Source organism: Streptomyces sp. NPDC101490 (genome assembly GCF_044767145.1).
Lineage (GTDB): Bacteria > Actinomycetota > Actinomycetes > Streptomycetales > Streptomycetaceae > Streptomyces.
Genome location: NZ_JBIWNI010000003.1, coordinates 445,148 through 464,847, shown reverse-complemented (window position 1 = coordinate 464,847; position 19,700 = coordinate 445,148). Strand labels below are relative to the sequence as shown.

Genomic DNA, 19,700 nt, shown 5'->3' with positions numbered 1-19,700 from the left:
AGGGTCCCGGGGAGGGCCCGCACCCCGCCGTCGGCCAGGAGGTAGCCCATGGCTCTCGCCGTGATCCGGACACCGTCCCTCGAACCCTGGAAGCCCCTGCGCAGACAGCCGCTCCCGGCGGGCCGCCCCCGCGAGTGGTACGTGTCGCACAACAGGCGCCTGAAGGCCATGCGCCTGGCCATCGCCCTCCTCGACGCGGGCGTCTACATCCCGTCGAAGGCGACGAACACGAAGATCCGCACCACGGCCACCGCCCTGGGCATCCACCCGCCCTCCGACACCACCTGCCGCATGGTCCGCACCCTGATCCGCTACGGCCGCTGACGCCGAGTACCGGCGGGGCCACGGCGAAGGCCGCCGCCCCGGAGCGGGGACGGCGGCCTTCGTGGGAACGCGAGCGTTCTACAGGTCGTAGTACAGCTCGAACTCGTGCGGGTGCGGGCGGAGCTGGATCGGGGCGATCTCGTGGACGCGCTTGTAGTCGATCCAGGTCTCGATCAGGTCCGAGGTGAAGACGCCGCCGGCCTGGAGGTACTCGTTGTCCTCCTCCAGGGCGGTGAGGACGGCCTCCAGGTTGGTGGGGACCTGGGGGACGTTGGCGTGCTCCTCGGGAGCCAGCTCGTAGAGGTCCTTGTCGATCGGCTCCATCGGCTCGATCTTGTTCTTGACTCCGTCGAGGCCCGCGAGGAGCAGCGCCGAGAAGGCGAGGTACGGGTTCGAGGACGGGTCCGGCGCGCGGAACTCGACGCGCTTGGCCTTCGGGTTCGAGCCCGTGATCGGGATGCGCATGGCGGCGGAGCGGTTGCGCTGCGAGTACACCATGTTGACCGGGGCCTCGAAGCCCGGCACCAGGCGGTGGTACGAGTTCACCGTCGGGTTGGTGAAGGCGAGCAGCGACGGGGCGTGCTTGAGGATGCCGCCGATGTAGTAGCGGGCGGTGTCCGAGAGGCCCGCGTAGCCCGTCTCGTCGTAGAACAGCGGGTCGCCGTTGGCCCACAGCGACTGGTGGACGTGCATCCCGGAGCCGTTGTCGCCGAAGATCGGCTTCGGCATGAAGGTCGCGGTCTTGCCGTTGCGCCAGGCGACGTTCTTGATGATGTACTTGAACAGCATCAGGTCGTCGGCCGCGGCCAGCAGCGTGTTGAACTTGTAGTTGATCTCGGCCTGACCGGCGGTGCCGACCTCGTGGTGCTGGCGCTCGACCTGGAGGCCGACCCGCTCCAGCTCCAGGGACATCTCCGCGCGCAGGTCCGCGAAGTGGTCGACCGGCGGGGCCGGGAAGTAGCCGCCCTTGTAACGGACCTTGTAACCGCGGTTGTTCTCCTCCGAACCGGTGTTCCAGGCACCGGCCTCGGAGTCGATGTGGTAGAAGCCCTGGTTCGCCGAGGTCTCGAAGCGGACCGAGTCGAAGACGTAGAACTCGGCCTCGGGGCCGAAGTACGCGGTGTCGGCGATGCCGGTGGAGGCGAGGTACGCCTCGGCCTTCTTCGCGATGTTGCGCGGGTCACGGCTGTACTGCTCGCCCGTGATCGGGTCGTGGATGAAGAAGTTGATGTTGAGCGTCTTGTCGCGGCGGAAGGGGTCCACGCGGGCCGTCGACAGGTCGGCGCGGAGCGACATGTCGGACTCGTGGATGGCCTGGAAGCCGCGGATCGACGAGCCGTCGAACGCGAGCTCCTCCGACGGGTCGAAGGCCGTGGCCGGGATCGAGAAGTGCTGCATCACGCCGGGGAGGTCACAGAACCGGACGTCGACCATCTTGACGTCGTTGTCCTTGATGAACTTGTTGACCTCGTCGGCGTTCTGGAACCCGTGCTTCTCGGACATCCAACTCCTCCTACTCCCGGCCCGGGGAGGGGCGGGGTTGCAGCTCGGTCGTGCGGCCAGTGCGATGGCCCACGCTGGACCCGACCATAGGCAGACGGGATTTCTCAAGCATGACCCAATTGTTTCGTCGAAGTTAACCGGGGTGGGTGTCTCCCGGGGGCCGTACCGCGCTCCGGTCCGCCCGCCGTCCCCGTACCGCCCGCTCGGTCCGGGCTTCGCCCACCCGGGCCCAAGTGATCGAAAACGGGCACAGTACCGTGGTCGGGTGGACAACAGGCAAGCACTCGGATCTTGGCTCTCCGGCCCCCGCGCGGCGGCCGAGGACGCAGGCGTCGACTTCGGCTACCGCGGTGAGCAGCTGGGGCTGCCCGAGGAGGGCCCCGGTTCGATCGCCCGTCCCGGGCGGCGTCTCGGCGCCCTCGCCGTCGACTGGGCCCTCTGCACGCTGATCGCATACGGCCTGATCACCAACGGCTACAACCAGGCCACCGGCAACTGGGCCCTCGTCATCCTGCTCGTCCTGAGCGTCCTGACGGTCGGCACCGTGGGCTCGACGCCCGGCAAGCGCCTCTTCGGCCTGCGGGTCGTCTCGGCGCGCGGCGGTCGCCTCGGCCTCCCGCGCGTCGCGCTGCGCTCGCTGCTCGTCTGCCTGGCGATCCCGGCGCTCATCTGGGACCGCGACGGGCGGGGCCTCCACGACCGGCTCTCCGGCGCCGTCCAGGTCCGCATCTGACCCGCCGCCCCTCCGCTCGTCCGTGCGCACGGACCCGTACGCACGGCCACTCGTGTCGTACGGGTGCCGTACGCGGACCCGTATGTGTGCCGTACGCGGACCCGTACGCATGTCGGCTCGTACGCACGCGGGGTCGTGCGCATACCGAAGGGCCCCGGACCGTCTCCACGGTCCGGGGCCCTTCGGGTGTCACGGTCGAGCGGGCGTCAGCCCATCTTTCCGCCCCGGGGCATGCGCATGCCCTTCGGCATAGGCCCCTTCGGCAGGGGCATGTTGCTCATCAGGTCGCCCATCGCCCGCAGCCGGTCGTTGGCCGCCGTCACCTGCGGGCCGGTGAGTACCCGGGGCAGCTTGAGCATGGTGGTGCGGAGCTTCTTCAGCGGCACCTGGCCCTCGTCGTTGCCGACGATCAGGTCGTGCACCGGTACATCGAGCACGACGCGGTTCATCCGCTTCTTCTCGGCCGCCAGGAGCGTCTTGACCCGGTTGGGGTTGCCCTCGGCCACCAGGACGATGCCCGCCCGGCCGACGGCCCGGTGGACGACGTCCTGGCTGCGGTTCATCGCGACCGCGGGGGTCGTCGTCCAGCCGCGTCCGACGTTCTGCAGCACCGCCGCCGCCGCGCCCGGCTGGCCCTCCATCTGCCCGAAGGCCGCGCGCTCGGCACGTCGTCCGAAGACGATGGCCGCCGCCAGGAGCGCCAGGACGAAGCCCAGGATGCCCAGGTAGACCGGATGCCCGATGAGGAAGCCGATTCCGAGGAGGACACCGAGTACGACGATGCCCACGCCGGCGACGACAAGTCCGACCTTCGGGTCGGCCTTCCGGGTCATCTTGTACGTGAGGGCGATCTGCTTGAGCCGCCCCTGGTTCGCAGCGTCAGCGCTGCCCGTGTTTGCCTTCCTCGCCATGCTCTGAAGTTTACGTGGCCCGGGAAGCCCGGCCCGACGCGGCCTCCATCACGTGCTGGGCCTCGACCCGGTCCTTGGCGCGGCGGCGGTCCTCCAGGACCGAGTTCCAGGCGTTCCGCCGGGCGGTGCGCTGTCCGGCGCCGAGGAACAGCGCCTCCACGGCCTTCAGGGCGTCGGTGACGGACGGGATCGCGGTGACGCGTACGTGCGTCGATGCGGCCGGCATGTCGGGGGTCCTTCCTCGATGACGGGTGAGGCGAGGCGGGGGGACGTGAGCGGATGGTCGCGGTGGGGTGGAACCAGGCTCACAGATCGGTGTTACCAGGGCGTGACCCGGCGGTCAAACACTGATGAAACGTTGATGGGGCCGGTCGGGGGACGGGCGCACAGGGGCGCGGCCCGTACGTCCCCGCTGAGCTGCGGGGCCGTACAGGCCGCGTCCTATCCGGGCTCTACTGGCCGGTAACCACTTGTGCTCCGATTCACACGCCCTGTGCGGACGCCCGCTTCTCCATGGCCTGGAGGTACAGCCGTCCGGCCCGGTACGAGGAGCGGACGAGCGGGCCCGACATCACGCCCGAGAAGCCGATCTCGTCGGCCTCCTCCTTCAGCTCCACGAACTCCTGCGGCTTCACCCAGCGCTCCACGGGGTGGTGCCGGACCGAGGGGCGCAGGTACTGCGTGATGGTGATCAGCTCGCAGCCCGCGTCGTGCAGCTGCTGGAGCGCCTCGCTGACCTCCTCGCGGGTCTCGCCCATGCCGAGGATCAGGTTCGACTTGGTGATCAGACCGTAGTCACGCGCGCGCGTGATGACGTCGAGCGAACGCTCGTAGCGGAAGCCGGGACGGATCCGCTTGAAGATCCGCGGCACCGTCTCGACGTTGTGCGCGAAGACCTCGGGGCGCGAGTCGAAGACCTGCTCCAGCAGCTCCGGCACCGCGTTGAAGTCGGGGGCCAGCAGCTCGACCTTGGTGCGCCCGTCGGCGCGCCCGGTGGTCTGCTGGTGGATCTGGCGCACGGTCTCCGCGTACAGCCAGGCGCCGCCGTCCTCCAGGTCGTCGCGGGCGACGCCGGTGATCGTGGCGTAGTTCAGGTCCATCGTGACGACCGACTCGCCCACCCGGCGCGGCTCGTCCCGGTCCAGCGCCTCGGGCTTGCCCGTGTCGATCTGGCAGAAGTCGCAGCGCCGGGTGCACTGGTCACCGCCGATGAGGAAGGTGGCCTCGCGGTCCTCCCAGCACTCGAAGATGTTGGGACAGCCCGCCTCCTGGCAGACCGTGTGCAGGCCCTCGCTCTTCACGAGGCCCTGCATCTTCGTGTACTCGGGCCCCATCTTCGCCCGGGTCTTGATCCACTCGGGCTTGCGCTCGATGGGGGTCTGGGCGTTCCGGACCTCCAGGCGCAGCATCTTGCGTCCGTCGGGTGCGACTGCGGACACATCGGCTCCTGTAGCTTCGATTCTTCGGCGCACACCAGGGTACGCCGTTGCTTCCCATGCCTTACTACGTCTGGCCAACCTCTGGCCAGGGCCACGCATTCCTCAGGCCGGGACCTGGGCCGTGACCGGGACCGGAGCGGAGGCCGGGGCCGGCTCCCGAGCGGGCTCCCCGGCGGGAGCCGGGGCCGCCGCAGCGACCGTCCCCGCCGGGCGCTCGATCGCGCGCGGCTTCGGCTCCGCACCCCCCAGGACCTCCCGCAGGTGCCTCTCCACCACCGGCAGGACCTCCGCGATCGGCACGTCCCGGCCCAGCTCGTTCGCCAGCGAGGCCACGCCCGCGTCCCGGATGCCGCACGGGATGATCCGGTCGAACCAGGTGTTGTCCGGATTCACGTTGAGCGCGAAGCCGTGCATCGTGACGCCCTTGGCGACCCGGATGCCGATCGCGGCCAGCTTGCGGTCCTCGCGGCGCTGGCCCGCGTTGGACGGGGCGTACTCCGGGCCGTTCAGCCGGGGGTCGAACTCCTCGTCGGTCAGCCGCGGGTCGAAGTCCAGCGACAGACCGCCCGGCGCCGGGCGCAGCTCGACCGGGTCGCCGAGCACCCAGACCCCGCTGCGCCCCTCGATCCGGCTCGTCTCCAGGCCGAACTCGGCGGCGGTGCGGATCAGCGCCTCCTCCAGACGGCGCACGTGCGCGACCACGTCCACCGGCCGGGGCAGCTTCATGATCGGGTAGCCGACCAGCTGGCCGGGGCCGTGCCAGGTGATCTTGCCGCCGCGGTCCACGTCCACCACGGGCGTTCCGTCGAGGGGCCGCTCGCCCTGCGTGGTGCGCCGCCCGGCGGTGTAGACCGGGGGGTGTTCGAGGAGCAGACAGGTGTCGTCGATCTCGTCGGCGAACCGTGCGGCGTGCACCTCGCGCTGCTTGTCCCAGGCCTCCTGGTACTCGACGGCTTCCCCGCCGAATCCCAGGCGGACGAATCGCAGCTCACTCACGGCCATGCCTCCTCCTGGGGCGCCGCGGACCGGGGGCCGGGGATCGTCCCGGACCGGTGCGACACCCTGCGTCGTTCGCGCCCCTGCCACTGTACGGCGGCGGCGGGAACACCCGTCCGGCAGGTGGACGGGGGCATCGCGTCAGCGATGCCCCCAATCCTCACACGATCGGATGAATGTGGGGCGAAGCTGGCAGTACGGGCCGTGAGGACCGCTAAATTCGCGCCGTTCCATGAGGGTCCGACGGGTCTGCCGCCAGGACCCGGAAGGCAGGAGACCGCACAGCTGATGACGGAACGACCCCCGCAGCGCATCCCGAACCGCCAGCTCGCCGCGCTCATCGCCGAAGCCGGGTTCTCCCACGCCGGGCTCGCGAGACGGGTGGACCAGCTCGGTCTGGAGCACGGCCTCGATCTGCGGTACGACAAGACGTCCGTGACCCGCTGGCTGCGCGGCCAGCAGCCGCGCGGCACCACACCCGCGCTCATCGCGGAGGTCTTCACCCGTCGCCTCGGCCGCCGCCTCTCCGCCCAGGACCTCGGCCTCGACGCCTGCGCCCCGGTGTACGCGGGCCTGGAGTTCGCCGCCACCCCCGAGGAGGCCGTCGACATCGTCAGCGGGCTCTGGCGCAAGGACTCCGGCAGCCACGCCGAACTGCGCAAGATCGCCTTCACTCCGGCGGGCCTGGTCGTGCCCAGCCGCGACTGGCTCATCGGCCGCGCCGACGACCGGGTCGCCCGCGGCGAGCCGCAGCCCGCCGCGGTCCGCACGGGCGCCGGGGCGGTCCGCGCCGGACACGACACCCGCCTCCCGTACGACCCCCGGTTCCCGTCGGACCCCCGCGCCCCGCACGACGGGCGCGCCGGACACGACCTCAGGACCGCCGACGGCCGCGCCCCGCAGGACGGACGGCAGTCCCACGAGGGCCGGGCGACACCGTACGACCCCGGTCGCGCGGGCCACGAGGTACGCGCCCCGCAGGACCCCCGGGTGCCCCAGCAGGGCCGTTTCTCGGTGCCCCGGCAGCGCGGCACGGACCGGGGCCCCGGTCAGCGGGTCTCCGGCGGGGACATCGCCGCCCTCCGCTCGGTCGGCGAACTCTTCCGCACCCTCGACCACGCCTACGGCGGCGGCCACGCCCGGCAGGCCCTCGTCCGCTATCTGGAGCACGAGGCCGAGCCGATGCTGCGCGGCACGTACGGGGAGTCCACCGGCCGCAGGCTGTTCGGCGCCGTCGCGGACCTCACCCGGCTCGCCGGGTGGACCTCGTACGACATCGCCGCCCACGGTCTCGCCCAGCGCTACTTCGTACAGGCGCTGCGCCTCGCGCAGGCCGCCGGGGACCGGGCCTACGGCTCGTACGTGCTCCTCACCATGAGCTGCCAGGCCGTCTACCTCGGCCACGGGCGCGAGGCCGTGCAGCTGGCCCGGGTCGCCCAGCAGGGCGTCGGGCCCGCCGCGCCGCCCGTCGTCCAGGCGATGCTGCACGCCGTCGAGGCGCGCGGCCACGCGGTCCTCGGCGAGGCCCGCACGTGCAGCGCCTCCCTGGTGCGGGCCGAGCGGGCCCTCGACGCGGCGCGGCCGGGCGACGAGGTGCCGCACTGGGCCCGGACGTTCGACGAGGCCCACCTCGCCGACGAGCTGGGGCACTGCCACCGGGACCTCCAGCAGTACCGCCCGGCCGCCCAGCACGCCGAGCGCTCGCTCCAGCTCCGGGCCCCCGGCTTCGCCCGCAGCCGGCTCTTCTGCCGGGTGGTCCTGGCCACCTCCCGGCTGGCCCTCGGGGAACTCGACCAGGCGTGCGCGCTCGGCGCGGAGGCCGCCCAGCAGGCCTCCGAGATGCGCTCGGCCCGCGCGGTCGAGTACGTCCGCGACTTCGAGCGCCGCCTGGAGCCCTACCGGGACGCGGCGGCGGCCCGCACGTACCGCGACCGGGTCGCGGCGATCGGCTGACGCGGGCGCCACAGGGGCGCCGAGGGCGTGTTTCGAAAGTGGCGCCGTCTGCCCGGAGGGCAGGCCTGGCGGCGTCTGGTGCGTGCGATCGTAAGGCGGAGGGTCGCCCCGATACTGGATGTATCGGGGTGATCCCGACAACGCGGCGAGCGTGCGTGCCAGGCGTCGCCAGGCAGGCGGGACTTTCGAAACACGCCCTAGGGGGCGGGGACCCTGTCCGCACCGGGCCCTGGCCCGGTCGTCAGGGCCCGCCCCGGGCGGGGTGACCGGGCTGCCCCTGGTCGGTCACCGCGGCCTGGTCACCCCGCCCGGCTCGGTCGTCCGGGCCGGGGCGTCCGGGCCGGTCGTCCGCGTCCGGGGCCGGGTGCTCAGGCCCGGTCCATCCCCCGGATCCGGGTGCCCACCCCCTCGTCCGGCCGCCGGGCCGTACGAGGGTGGGGGGCTCTGGCCCTCAAGGGGCCCCGCGAGCACCCGTCCCGTACGGCCCGGGCAGCCGTCCCGGCTGTCTCAGGCGGCCGTCTCCTCCTCCCGCAGGGGTTCTCCCGGGGGGAGGCCCAGGTCCGCCAGGAGGGCTTCGGCGGCGCGGTGGCCGGAGGCGAGGGCGCCCCGGGGGGTGCTCGTGGCCCGGTGGTCGCCGCAGGCGTACAGGCCCGCGAGGAGCCTGACCGGGCGGCGGGGGTCGTGCGGCGGCGCCATCGCGGGGACCGCGTCCGCCGTGTGGTGCAGCGCCAGCAGCTCCCACTCGTCGGTCGAGGTGCCGTAGAGCGTCGCCAGGTGCTTGCGGACCCGCCGCTCCGTGTCGTCCGGGGCCGTCCCGAGGACCGTCGAGGTGATCAGTGCCCGGCCCTCCGGCGCCCGGCTCGGGTCCACCGCGCTCATCACGGCGGTGTGGGACACCGGCCCGCCGGGGTCGGACTCCAGGAACAGCGTCGGGTCACCCGTGGGCGCCGCGGGGGCCGTGTGGTGGAGCACCGTCACCCCGTGGAAGTCCGGGGTCCGCAGTCCCGGCAGCAGCCTCGCGGCCGTCCGCGCCCCGGTGGCGATCACCACCGCCCGGCACCGGAACACCCCGTGCTCCGCCGTCCTGACCCGCGAGACCGACGCCTCCGTGACCCGGACACCGGTCCGTACGGTGTCCGCCGGGAGCGCCGCCGCCAGCCGTTCGGGCAGCGCCGCCGAACCGCCCTCGGGGACGGCCAGCCTGCCCCGGGCGAAGGCCCGCAGCGCCAGGTCCGCCCGGCGGCTCGACACCCCGAGGTCCGGGTCGCCGAGGAGCGCGGCGAGCAGCGGACGCAGCACCCCCTGCACGGTCCTGGCGGGCAGCCGGGCGGTCAGCGCCTCGCGCGCCGTCCGCTCGGGGCGGGCGAGGATCCGGGCGGTCGGGGTCGCCGCGAGCCGGACGAGCGAGGCGCCGAGGCGCGCCTGGTCGAGCGAGGCCGCCGGATGCCGGGGGGCGCTCGCGAGGGCGCGTGCCACGCTGAGCGCTCCCCCCACGCTCCGGTGGCCCGGGCCCCGGGGCCCGGCCGCCGACCGGCGCGGGTGCGGGGCGCCCCACCGTGCGTACCGGCCGTCGCTGTGCACGAGCACCCCCGGGGTGAAGGGGCGCAGCGCGAGGCCGTCGAGCCCGGGGACTGCCCGGAGTTCCTCGTACGACTGGGTCAGCAGGGGGCCGACCCGGTCGAGCCGGAAGCCGTCGACGGTCTCGGTCGCCATCCGGCCCCCGATCCGGGGTTCCGCCTCCAGGACGGCGACGGTGAGCCCGGCGCGGGTGAGCCGGTGCGCGGCGGCGAGCCCCGCGACTCCGGCTCCCACGATGACGACGTCGACGTCCGTACGCTGTGCGGTCCTTGCGCTGTGCGCGCTGTCTGCGCTGTTGAGCACGTGCCCCTCCCCAGGTCGGCCCGGCCAGTGGGGGGCCTATGCCCCCAACGGGCCGTCGGAATGCCCGAGTACGCCGTTCTCGTCGAGCGTAGGCAGCGCTCCCACGGGTGCCATCCGCGCGCGGCGGGGTACATGCGGCACGGGGGAGCGCAGGGGCGCCGGAGGAGGGGGAGGGCGTGCCCCGGTCAGTGGGCGGCGGCCCGGATCGCCTCGTCGATGGTGGGGAACGCGAACGTGAACCCGGTCTCCAGGAGGCGCCCCGGCAGCACCCGCTGACTGCCCAGCACGTCCTGCGCGAAGTCGCCGAGCACCAGTCGGAGGGCGGGCGCGGGGACGGTGAACAGGGTGGGGCGGTGCAGCACCCGGCCCATCGCGGCGGTGACCTCGCGGTTGGTGACGGGGTCGGGGGCGGTGAGGTTCACCGGGCCGGAGAGGCCGGGGGTGTCCATGAGGTGGCGCAGGGCGGCCACCTCGTCGTGCAGGGAGATGAACGACCAGTACTGGCGGCCGTCGCCCATCCGGCCGCCGAGCCCGGCACGGAAGACGGGGAAGAGGCGTCCCCAGGCGCCGCCCTCGGGGGCGACGACCAGGCCGGTGCGGGCGTAGGTGACACGGATGCCGGCCTCCTCGGCGGGGGCGGCGGCGGCCTCCCACTCGACGCAGACGGAGGGCAGGAAGCCGGTCCCGGCGGGGGCGCTCTCGTCGACGGGCCGGTCGCCGGTGTCGCCGTACCAGCCGAGCGCGGTGCCGCACACCAGGGACTCCGGCGGTTCGGCGAGGGAGGCGAGGGCCTGGGCGATCGCGGTGGTGCCGAGGACCCGGCTGTCCCGGATCTCCCGCTTGTACGCCTCGTTCCAGCGGCGTTCGCCGACGCCCGCGCCCGCGAGGTGCACGACGGAGTCGACGCCGACAAGTCCGGCGGCGTCGACGTACAGCCGTTTCGGGTCCCATTCGACCTCGTCGGCGGTACGGGCCGGGCGGCGCACGAGGCGGAGGACGTCGTGGCCGTCGGCGCGCAGGGAGCGGACCAGGGCGGAGCCGATGAGACCGGAGGCGCCGGTGACGGCGACGCGCTTGCGGGAGGCGGAACGCTGCATGGGGCCATCCTGCCTCCCCGGGAGGAGGGGCGTCCCGTCGGTGGTCGGGTCTGCCGTCTGCCGTCTGCCGTCTGCCGTCTGCCGTCCGCGGTCCGCGGTCCGCCGTCTTCGTCCGGCCCCCGGCCCCCGGCCCCCGGCCCCCGGCTGTCGGGGACCGGTCGAGCGAGTCGTCGTCGGTCATTTCCTTCCGGCCGGGGCGCCTCCCGACCCGCCCTTCCCCGGGGCGCGTGGCACAGTGGCCGTCATGATCGTGCCGGAGACGCTGATACGGGCCGCCGCCCCCGAGGACGACGACGCCCTCGCCGAGCTCGACCGGGTGACCTGGTCGCCGCTGCACGCGGTGCTGCCCGAGCCCGTCCCGCCGTACGGGCCGTTCTTCGACGAGCGGCACCGGCCGCAGGACTATCTGGTCGCGGAGCGCGCGGGTGTCGTGGTCGGGTACGTCCGGGCGGTGCCGCCGACCCCGCTCGCGGCGACGGCGCACGTGCGCCAGATCCAGGGCCTCGTCGTCGCCGGGTCCACCCGGGGGCAGGGGGTCGCGCGGGCGCTGCTGCGGGCGGCGATGGACAGGGCGCGGGCCGACGGCGCCGTCCGGATGACGCTCCGGGTGCTCGGGCACAACGCCCCGGCCCGCGCGCTCTACGCCTCCGAGGGCTTCGCGGTCGAGGGGGTCCTGCCGGGCGAGCTGTTCGTCGGCGGGGCGTACGTGGACGACGTCCTGATGGGACGGTCGCTCACCGGTTCCTGAGCTCCCCGCCCGGGGCCGGCAGCGGCAGCCCGCCCATGAGTTCGCGCAGACAGCGGACGGCGAGCGCGGCGGGGGAGCCCTCGCCACGGGTGGGGGCGTCGCCCTCGGCCCAGGTCTCCAGGGCGATCCGGATGGCGCCGGTGGCCGCCGCCGCCGTGAGCCGTACCTCCAGCGGGTCGGCGTCCGGGCCCGCGAGCCCGGCGACGACCTCGCGCAGCCGCTCCTCCGACTCCTGGTTGACCCGGTACCAGACGGCCCGCAGCGCGGGGTCCTCGGCGGCGGCGCGCAGCAGTCCACGGGTCCACCGGAGCCCCTCCGCCGCCTCGTCGCCCTCGGCCGTGAGCGAGGCGACGGCGGCGCTCTCCAGGGCGCCGGGGAGGTCCACGCCGGGCTCGGCGGCGGCGAGCAGCGCGCGCCAGCGGTCGGCGCCGCCCGCGAGGAGCGGGGCGACGGCGTCCTGCTTGGAGCGGAAGTAGCGGTAGAAGGTGCGCAGGGCCACGCCCGCCCGCAGCGCGATGTCCTCGGCGGTGGTGCCGTCGGGTCCGCGCTCGGTGAAGAGTTCGGCGGCGGCGCGCGCGATGTCCAGCTGGGTGGCGGCCTTGCGGCGTTCCGTCAGCGTCCTGGTGGGGGGCGTGGCGCCCGCGGGCTTGGTGCTCACCGTACGAAGAGTACGCCCACGACTGCTGAGCGTGCATGTCGTGCATCTCTGGCAAAACGTGCCACTTGGGCGTACGGTGGCCGCATTCCCCGGAAAGTCGTTCCCCGGAATCTTGATATCGAGAGGTTTCGTCATGAACCAGCTGACCCGTTACGAAGGGCGCCGCGCCCTCATCACCGGCGGCGGCTCCGGCATCGGCCAGGCCACCGTCCTGCGGGTGCTCGCCGAGGGCGGCCGGGTCGTGGCCGCCGACATCAGCGAGGACGGCCTCAAGGACACCGTCGCCAAGGCGGGCGACACCGCGGACCGCCTCACCACCGTCGTCGTGGACGTCGCCGACGAGGACTCCGTACGCGCGGGCGTCGCCACCGCCGTCGAGGCCCTCGGCGGCCTGGACGTCCTGGTCAACGCCGCCGGGGTGCTGCGCTCCTCGCACACCCACGAGACCAGCCTCGACGCCTTCGAGCAGGTGCTCCGAATCAACCTCACCGGCACCTTCCTCATGATCCGCGAGGCGGTCCCCGCGCTCCTCGCGGGCAACGGCTCCGCCGTCGTGAACTTCTCCTCCACCTCCGCGATGTTCGCCCACCCCTACATGGCGGCCTACGCGGCCAGCAAGGGCGGCATCCAGTCCATGACCCACGCCCTCGCCGCCGAGTACGCCAAGCAGGGCATCCGCTTCACCGCCGTCCAGCCCGGCTCCATCTCCTCCGGCATGACCGACGGCTCCGGCGCCAGCCGCCGGTCCGCGGGCCCCGGCCTGCCCGCCGACGCCGACATGTCGCTCTTCGTGAAGCTGGCCCCCGCCCTCGGCCAGGGCTTCGCGGGCCCCGAGACCGTCGCCGGAGTCGTCGCCATGCTCGCCTCCGACGACGGCCGCTTCATCACCGGCACCGAGGTCCGCGTCGACGGCGGGACCCACTTCTGATGAGCGCCTCCGAGGTCTTCCACGGCCGTACGGCCGTCATCACCGGCGCCTCCTCCGGGATCGGCGCCGGACTCGCCCGGCACGCCGCCGCGCTCGGCATGCGACTGGTCCTCGCCGACATCGCCGCCGACCGGCTCACCGCTTTCGCCGAGGAACTGCGGGCGACCGGCGCCGAGGTGGAGCCGGTGGTGACCGACGTCGCCGACCCCGCCTCCGTGACGGCCCTCGCGGACCGCGCGTACGAGCGCTTCGGCGTCGTCGACCTGCTGGTCAACAACGCCGGGATCATGTCCATGGGCTGGTCCTGGGAGATCCCCGCCGAACGCTGGGACGCCATGCTCCGGATCAACATCGGCGGCTACGTCAACGGCATCCGCGCCTTCGTGCCGAGGATGCTGGAACGCGGCGAGAAGGCCTGGGTGGTGAACGTGTCCTCCGTCGGCGGGATGCTCCCCAGCCCGCTCATGGCCCCGTACAGCGTCACCAAGTTCGGCACCCTCGCGCTCACCGAGTCGCTCCACCACGAGATGCTGATGAAGGGCGCCCCCATCCAGGTCTCCGTGGTCACCCCCGGCTCCGTCAAGAGCGAGATCTTCCGGGCCGCCCGCCCCGGCGAGAGCCTCCCGCCCGAGGTCACCGCCTTCAACGAACACCTCCAGACCCTCGCCGACGAGCACGGACTCACCGCCGAGGAGCACGCCGAGCGCGTCTTCGAGAGGGTCGCCGAGGGGAAGTACTGGGCGATCCCCCAGCCCGAGCAGCTCTTCCCGGCGCTCCAGCCCCGCACGGACATGATCCTGCGCCAGGAGAACCCCCGGCTGCCGCAGGGCTGACCCCCGACCGGTACGGGCCCGGCGCGGGACGGCGCCCGGGCCCGTACCTCCCCGAGTCCCGTACGGGGACCTCCTCCCGCACCGTCCCGGACCGTCCTACGCCGTCCCGAAACGCTCCCACAGGCGGGGGAACCGGGCCGCGAGCACCTCGTCGTCCGCCAGGTCGAACGGGGTGCCCGAGGGCTCCGCGCCCGGCGTCGGCAGCCCCAGGTCCGGGGTCTCCGCCCCGGTCAGCCGCTCGTACGCCTCGTCCGCCGCGAAACCGATCTCCTCGCCGTCCCCGTCGATCTCCGCGTCGAAGTCGCCGAGCAGCTCCGCCAGCGCGTCCGGATCGTGCACCGCGCCCTCGTACACCTCCCGGCCCTGGCCGATGAGCCAGCAGCGGAACGAGTCGAACGCCTCGTCGCCCGCCCCGTCGAACAGGACCGCCGCCGCGCCCCACAGGTCCCAGAGGAACGCGCGGTTGAACCGGGCCTCGAAATGACGCGCGTAGTCGAGCACCGAGTCCGGATCCAGCCCGGTCAGCCGCTCCACGAGCAGGTCCGCCTGCTCCTCGGGGTCGCCCTCGGCGGCCTCGCGGCCGGCGTCGATGATCTCCCAGAACTCGGTCTCGTCCATCACGGGACCAGCATCACGGCTCGCCGCACGCGACGCACCCGGAAAGCCCCGAGGAATCCGGACAGAAGGTGTCGTGCATTCCTGCCACTCTGACCCCATGGAAACGAAGACGACGGAAACCACGCCGCTGCACGGGCGGATCTGCCTGGTCGCCGGGGCCACCCGGGGCGCGGGCCGGGCCATCGCCGTCCAGCTGGGAGCAGCCGGAGCCACCGTGTACGTCACCGGGCGCACCACCCGGGAGAGGGCCAGCGAGGTCGGCCGGACCACCGAGACCATCGAGGAGACCGCCGAACTGGTGACGGCCGCGGGCGGCGAGGGCATCGCCGTCCCCACCGACCACCTCGACCCCGCACAGGTCAGGACGCTGGTCGAACGGATCGACCGGGAACGGGGCCGCCTCGACGTCCTCGTCAACGACATCTGGGGCGGCGAGCACCTCATCGGCGGGGCCTTCGGCAGCAGGACCTGGGAGATCGACCTCGCCGACGGCCTGCGGATGCTGGAACTCGGCGTCCGCTCCCACGTCATCACCTCCCACCTCGCGGTCCCCCTGCTGATCCGCCACCCCGGCGGACTCCTCGTCGAGGTCACCGACGGCACCGCCGACTACAACGGCACCCGCTTCCGCGAGAACCTCTTCTACGACCTCGCCAAGAACGCCCCGGTCCGGATGGCCTTCGGCCTCGGCGAGGAACTGGCGGACCACGGCGGCACCGCCGTCTGCGTCACCCCCGGCTGGCTCCGCTCCGAGCAGATGCTCGCGGGCTTCGGCGTCACCGAGGAGAACTGGCGGGACGCCGTCGGGAAGGTCCCCGGCTTCGCGGTCTCCGAGTCCCCCGTCTACGTGGGCCGGGCCCTCGCCGCCCTCGCCGCCGACCCCGACCGGGCCCGCTGGAACGGCCGCTCCACCTCCAGCGGCGCCCTGGCGAAGGAGTACGGCCTCACCGACGCGGACGGCTCACAGCCCGACGCCTGGGCCTTCATCGTGGCGGGCGAGACGGGCGAACCGGACGTGGACGACTACCGGTAGGGGCCACGGCACCCGGCGCGGCCGACGGGGCGGGCACACCCGCGCCGCCCACCGGGGGTGCCCGCCGACAGCGGGGGCCGTACCCGCGCGGGGAGGCTCCGGGGCGCTACCCGAGCCACCGGCCGCGTCCTGCCGACCGCCCCGCGCCGCACCGGAGGCGCGCCCCGCTACCCGTACAGCTCGGCCGTCCTCCGGGCCGCCTCGGCGCACCGCTCGCGCAGGGAGCCGGGCGACACCACCTCCACCTCGGGGCCGAGCCCGAAGAGCTGGGCGAAGGCCACCTCCTCGCTCTCCACCCGCAGCGTCACCGTCACCCGGCCGTCCCCGGCGCTCCCCGCCGCCAGCGCCTCCCCGGCCGCCGCCCGGTCCGTCACGTGCGGCAGCCGCCGCGCGCCCTCCTCGGTGAGCCGCAGCACCACCTCGGCCCGCAGGATCGACCGGGCGAACCCGGCCGACCGCTCCGCCCAGAAGGCGGACAGGTCGAAGTCCTCCTCCCGTACGAACGGCTCCCCGCCGACCTCCACCGAGGTGAACCGGTCCACCCGGTACGTGCGGAACGAGGAACCGGCCCTGGCGCACACGTACCAGACGCCCGCCTTCAGGACGAGCCCGTACGGATCGAGGGCCCGCTCCACCTCGGCCTCCCCGCGCCGGTACCGGGCCCGCACCGACCGGTCGGCCCAGACGGCCTCCGCGAGCGGCGCCAGCCACTCCGGCGTCTCCGGCTCCCGGTACCAGCCCGGGGCGTCCAGATGGAACCGCCGGGCCGCCGCGGCGGGCGCGTCCCGCAGCGAGGGCAGCAGGGCCGCGCTCACCTTCAGCCGCGCAGAGGAGGCCGCGTCCGCGAGCCCCATGTCCCGCAGCGCGCCCGGCAGACCGGACAGGAACAGCGCCTCCGCCTCACCGCGCTCCAGCCCCGTCAGCCGGGTGCGGTACCCGCCGACGAGCCGGTACCCGCCGGTCCTGCCCCGGTCCGCGTACACCGGAACCCCGGCCTCCGAGAGGGCGAGCGCGTCCCGGGTGACGGTCCGCTCCGACACCTCCAGCTCGGCGGCGAGTTCGGCCGCCGTCATCGAGGGACGGGACTGCAGCAGAAGGACCATCTTGATCAGCCGGGCGGCACGCATGACCCCACCCTGCCATCCGCGCCGGAGCCCCGGACGCCGAGCCCGGCGGGAACACGGGCAGGGCCGCCCCGAAACCGTCCACCCGCACGACGAGGGGCCGCGTCCGTACCGGACGACGAGGGGCGTGCCCGTACGGACGACGAGGGGCCGTGTCCGTACCCGGAGGTACGGACACGGCCCCTCGGACCCGTCAGGCCGACGGCCTACAGGCCGTAGCGCTCGCGCGCCTCCTTGACCGCCGTGGCCGGTACCTCGCCCCGGCGGGCCAGCTGCGCGAGGGCCGCGACGACGATCGACTGCGGGTCGACGCCGAAGTGACGACGGGCCGCGTCCCGGGTGTCCGACAGACCGAAGCCGTCCGCGCCCAGCGAGGACCAGTCCTGCTCGACCCACTGCGCGATCTGGTCCGGGACCTGGCGCATGTAGTCCGAGACGGCGAGCACCGGGGAGTCGACGCCCTCAAGGGCCTTGCGGAGGTACGGCACCCGCTCCTCGCCGCGCAGCAGCGCCGCGTCCGCCTCCAGGGCGTCGCGCCGCAGCTCCGTCCAGGAGGTCGCGGACCACACGTCGGCGCCCACGCCCCACTCGGCGGCCAGCAGCCGCTGCGCCTCCAGGGCCCAGTGGATCGCGGTGCCGGAGGAGAGCAGCTGGATGCGCGAGGCGTTCGCGGGCAGGTCGAGACCGGCCGACTCCGCCGTGTTGAAGCGGTAGAGGCCCTTGACGATGCCCTCGTCGATCCCGGCCGGCTTGGCGGGCTGCGGCATCGGCTCGTTGTAGACCGTCAGGTAGTAGAAGACGTCCTGGTCCTCGCCCTCGGCGGCCTCGCCGTACATCCGGCGCAGACCCTCCTTGACGATGGCCGCGACCTCGTAGGCGAACGCCGGGTCGTACGACAGGGCGGCCGGGTTGGTCGCCGCGATCACCGGCGAGTGCCCGTCGGCGTGCTGGAGGCCCTCGCCCGTCAGCGTCGTACGGCCCGCGGTCGCGCCGACGAGGAAGCCCCGGCCGAGCTGGTCGCCGAGCTGCCACATCTGGTCGGCGGTCCGCTGCCAGCCGAACATCGAGTAGAAGATGTAGAACGGGATCATCGCCTCACCGTGCGTGGAGTACGCGGTGGACGCGGCGATGAAGTCGGCCATCGAACCGGCCTCGGTGATCCCCTCGTTGAGGATCTGGCCGTCCTTGGCCTCCTTGTAGTACATCAGCTGGTCGCGGTCGACCGGCTCGTACGTCTGCCCCTTCGGCGAGTAGATGCCGAGCGACGGGAACAGCGACTCCATGCCGAAGGTGCGGGCCTCGTCCGGGACGATCGGGACCCAGCGCCTGCCGGTCTCCTTGTCGCGGATGAGGTCCTTGACCAGCCGGACGAACGCCATCGTCGTGGCCATCGACTGCGTGCCGGATCCCTTGTCGAAGGCGGCGAAGGCCTTCTCGGCGGGGGCGGGCAGCGGGGCCAGCGCGTGGGTGCGGCGGGCCGGGGCCGGACCGCCGAGGGCGGCGCGGCGCTCCTGGAGGTAGCGGACCTCGGGGGAGTCGGCGCCGGGGTGGCCGTACGGCACCTGGCCGTCGATGAACCGGTCGTCCGGGATGGGGAGTTCGAGCAGGTCCCGCATGCTCTTGAACTCGTCCGTGGACAGCTTCTTCATCTGGTGGTTCGCGTTCTTCGACGCGAAGCCCGCACCCAGGGTGTGGCCCTTGACGGTCTGCGCGAGGATGACCGTCGGCGCGCCCTTGAACTCCACGGCCGCCTTGTACGCGGCATACACCTTGCGGGGCTCGTGGCCACCGCGCGACAGGTGGAAGCACTCCAGGATCTTGTCGTCGGAGAGCAGCTTCGCCATCTCGACGAGCGCCGGGTCCTTGCCGAAGAAGTCCTGGCGGATGTAGGCGGCGTCACGCGTCTGGTACGTCTGGACCTGGGCGTCCGGCACCTCGCGCAGACGGCGGACCAGGGCGCCGGTGGTGTCGAGCGCGAACAGCTCGTCCCAGGCGTTGCCCCACAGCGACTTGACGACGTTCCAGCCGGCGCCGCGGAACTGGGCCTCCAGCTCCTGCACGATCTTGAAGTTGGCGCGGACCGGGCCGTCGAGGCGCTGGAGGTTGCAGTTGATGACGAAGGTCAGGTTGTCCAGACCCTCGCGGGCGGCGAGCGCCAGGGCGGCGGTCGACTCGGGCTCGTCCATCTCGCCGTCACCGAGGAACGCCCACACGTGCGAGGCGGAGACGTCCTTGATGGCGCGGTTGGTCAGATAGCGGTTGAAGCGCGCCTGGTAGATCGCGGAGAGCGGGCCCAGACCCATGGAGACGGTGGGGAACTCCCACAGCCAGGGCAGCCGGCGCGGGTGCGGGTAGGAGGGCAGGCCGTTGCCGCCGGACTCCTGCCGGAAGTTGTCGAGGTGGGCCTCGTTCAGACGCCCGTCCAGGAACGCGCGGGCGTAGATGCCGGGGGAGGCGTGGCCCTGGATGTAGAGCTGGTCGCCGGAACCGTCGGCTTCCTTGCCCTTGAAGAAGTGGTTGAAGCCGGTCTCGTACAGCCAGGCGGCCGACGCGAACGTGGCGATGTGACCGCCGACGCCGTACTTCGAGCCGCGGGTGACCATCGCGGCCGCGTTCCAGCGGTTCCAGGCGGTGATCCGGCGCTCCATGGCCTCGTCGCCGTCGAAACCGGCGCCCGTCGGCTCGGCGGAGGTCGGGATGGTGTTGACGTAGTCCGTCTCCAGGAGCTTCGGCAGGGCGAGGCCCGCGCCTTCGGCGTGCTGGAGCGTGCGGCGCATCAGGTAGGCGGCCCGATGGGGGCCGGCGGCCTTGGTGACGGCGTCGAGGGAGGCCGCCCATTCGGCGGTCTCCTCGGTGTCACGGTCCGGGAGCTGGTCGAGCTCGCTCGGAATCTTGCCTACGGGATCGGTCATGATCGCCGC

General features: G+C 73.2%; 18 protein-coding genes. 7 read left to right on the top strand and 11 right to left on the bottom strand.

Annotated features, from left to right (window positions below):
- Nucleotides 1-48: 48 nt before the first annotated feature.
- Nucleotides 49-324, top strand: coding sequence for a hypothetical protein (locus ACIRQY_RS09715; protein ID WP_403923341.1), 276 nt, complete (start codon nt 49-51; stop codon nt 322-324).
- A 78-nt stretch (nt 325-402) separates the two neighbouring features.
- On the opposite strand, the gene glnA is transcribed toward ACIRQY_RS09715, so the two are convergent.
- Nucleotides 403-1,827: a type I glutamate--ammonia ligase gene (gene glnA / locus ACIRQY_RS09710; RefSeq protein WP_351779621.1), complete on the bottom strand. Its 1,425-nt coding sequence runs from the start codon at nt 1,825-1,827 to the stop codon at nt 403-405.
- Between the two features lie 265 nt (nt 1,828-2,092).
- Between glnA and ACIRQY_RS09705 the strand changes: the two genes are divergently transcribed.
- Nucleotides 2,093-2,560, top strand: a complete 468-nt coding sequence (locus ACIRQY_RS09705) for an RDD family protein (protein ID WP_351779619.1) — start codon at nt 2,093-2,095, stop codon at nt 2,558-2,560.
- Nucleotides 2,561-2,766: 206 nt separating this feature from the next.
- Here the strand turns inward: ACIRQY_RS09705 and ACIRQY_RS09700 are convergent, their stop codons facing one another.
- The 4 genes from ACIRQY_RS09700 to lipB form a co-directional block, all read right to left on the bottom strand.
- Nucleotides 2,767-3,471 (bottom strand): DUF4191 domain-containing protein, encoded by a 705-nt coding sequence (locus ACIRQY_RS09700; protein WP_351779616.1) that lies wholly within the window; start codon nt 3,469-3,471, stop codon nt 2,767-2,769.
- A 10-nt stretch (nt 3,472-3,481) separates the two neighbouring features.
- Nucleotides 3,482-3,697, bottom strand: a complete 216-nt coding sequence (locus ACIRQY_RS09695; RefSeq protein WP_384855460.1) for a hypothetical protein — start codon at nt 3,695-3,697, stop codon at nt 3,482-3,484.
- Nucleotides 3,698-3,953: 256 nt separating this feature from the next.
- Nucleotides 3,954-4,910, bottom strand: a complete 957-nt coding sequence (gene lipA / locus ACIRQY_RS09690) for a lipoyl synthase (RefSeq protein ID WP_403923338.1) — start codon at nt 4,908-4,910, stop codon at nt 3,954-3,956.
- Between the two features lie 102 nt (nt 4,911-5,012).
- Complete coding sequence (gene lipB, locus ACIRQY_RS09685) at nt 5,013-5,906, bottom strand: lipoyl(octanoyl) transferase LipB (protein ID WP_403923336.1); 894 nt, start codon at nt 5,904-5,906, stop codon at nt 5,013-5,015.
- A gap of 288 nt (nt 5,907-6,194) precedes the next feature.
- On the opposite strand from lipB, the gene ACIRQY_RS09680 reads away from it, so the two are divergent.
- On the top strand, nt 6,195-7,859 hold the full coding sequence (locus tag ACIRQY_RS09680) for a regulator (RefSeq protein ID WP_403923334.1): 1,665 nt from the start codon (nt 6,195-6,197) through the stop codon (nt 7,857-7,859).
- Nucleotides 7,860-8,366: 507 nt separating this feature from the next.
- Here the strand turns inward: ACIRQY_RS09680 and ACIRQY_RS09675 are convergent.
- Together ACIRQY_RS09675 and ACIRQY_RS09670 are read right to left on the bottom strand one after the other, a co-directional pair.
- Complete coding sequence (locus ACIRQY_RS09675) at nt 8,367-9,740, bottom strand: NAD(P)/FAD-dependent oxidoreductase (protein WP_403923332.1); 1,374 nt, start codon at nt 9,738-9,740, stop codon at nt 8,367-8,369.
- Nucleotides 9,741-9,925: 185 nt separating this feature from the next.
- Nucleotides 9,926-10,837, bottom strand: coding sequence for a TIGR01777 family oxidoreductase (locus tag ACIRQY_RS09670; RefSeq protein ID WP_351779599.1), 912 nt, complete (start codon nt 10,835-10,837; stop codon nt 9,926-9,928).
- Between the two features lie 244 nt (nt 10,838-11,081).
- On the opposite strand from ACIRQY_RS09670, the gene ACIRQY_RS09665 reads away from it, so the two are divergent.
- Nucleotides 11,082-11,585 (top strand): GNAT family N-acetyltransferase, encoded by a 504-nt coding sequence (locus ACIRQY_RS09665; RefSeq protein ID WP_351779596.1) that lies wholly within the window; start codon nt 11,082-11,084, stop codon nt 11,583-11,585.
- Here ACIRQY_RS09665 and ACIRQY_RS09660 read toward each other — a convergent pair.
- Nucleotides 11,572-12,243: a TetR family transcriptional regulator gene (locus ACIRQY_RS09660; protein ID WP_403923329.1), complete on the bottom strand. Its 672-nt coding sequence runs from the start codon at nt 12,241-12,243 to the stop codon at nt 11,572-11,574. The genes ACIRQY_RS09665 and ACIRQY_RS09660 overlap by 14 nt on opposite strands.
- Before the next feature lie 133 nt (nt 12,244-12,376).
- Between ACIRQY_RS09660 and ACIRQY_RS09655 the strand changes: the two genes are divergently transcribed.
- Both ACIRQY_RS09655 and ACIRQY_RS09650 read left to right on the top strand, forming a co-directional pair.
- A complete protein-coding gene (locus ACIRQY_RS09655) occupies nt 12,377-13,171 on the top strand; it encodes an SDR family oxidoreductase (RefSeq protein WP_351779591.1) in 795 nt (264 codons plus the stop codon).
- A complete protein-coding gene (locus ACIRQY_RS09650) occupies nt 13,171-14,004 on the top strand; it encodes an SDR family NAD(P)-dependent oxidoreductase (protein ID WP_403923327.1) in 834 nt (277 codons plus the stop codon). The genes ACIRQY_RS09655 and ACIRQY_RS09650 overlap by 1 nt, the downstream gene beginning before the upstream one ends.
- Nucleotides 14,005-14,100: 96 nt before the next feature.
- Here the strand turns inward: ACIRQY_RS09650 and ACIRQY_RS09645 are convergent, their stop codons facing one another.
- Nucleotides 14,101-14,622: a DUF4240 domain-containing protein gene (locus ACIRQY_RS09645; protein ID WP_351779881.1), complete on the bottom strand. Its 522-nt coding sequence runs from the start codon at nt 14,620-14,622 to the stop codon at nt 14,101-14,103.
- A gap of 97 nt (nt 14,623-14,719) precedes the next feature.
- Between ACIRQY_RS09645 and ACIRQY_RS09640 the strand changes: the two genes are divergently transcribed.
- The gene (locus ACIRQY_RS09640) at nt 14,720-15,655 is read left to right on the top strand and encodes an SDR family oxidoreductase (protein ID WP_351779585.1); all 936 of its coding nucleotides are present in this window, start codon (nt 14,720-14,722) and stop codon (nt 15,653-15,655) included.
- 167 nt (nt 15,656-15,822) lie between these two features.
- Here the strand turns inward: ACIRQY_RS09640 and ACIRQY_RS09635 are convergent, their stop codons facing one another.
- A complete protein-coding gene (locus tag ACIRQY_RS09635; RefSeq protein WP_403923325.1) occupies nt 15,823-16,782 on the bottom strand; it encodes a helix-turn-helix transcriptional regulator in 960 nt (319 codons plus the stop codon).
- Nucleotides 16,783-16,985: 203 nt separating this feature from the next.
- On the bottom strand, nt 16,986-19,691 hold the full coding sequence (aceE, locus tag ACIRQY_RS09630) for a pyruvate dehydrogenase (acetyl-transferring), homodimeric type (RefSeq protein ID WP_351779580.1): 2,706 nt from the start codon (nt 19,689-19,691) through the stop codon (nt 16,986-16,988).
- Nucleotides 19,692-19,700 lie beyond the last annotated feature (9 nt).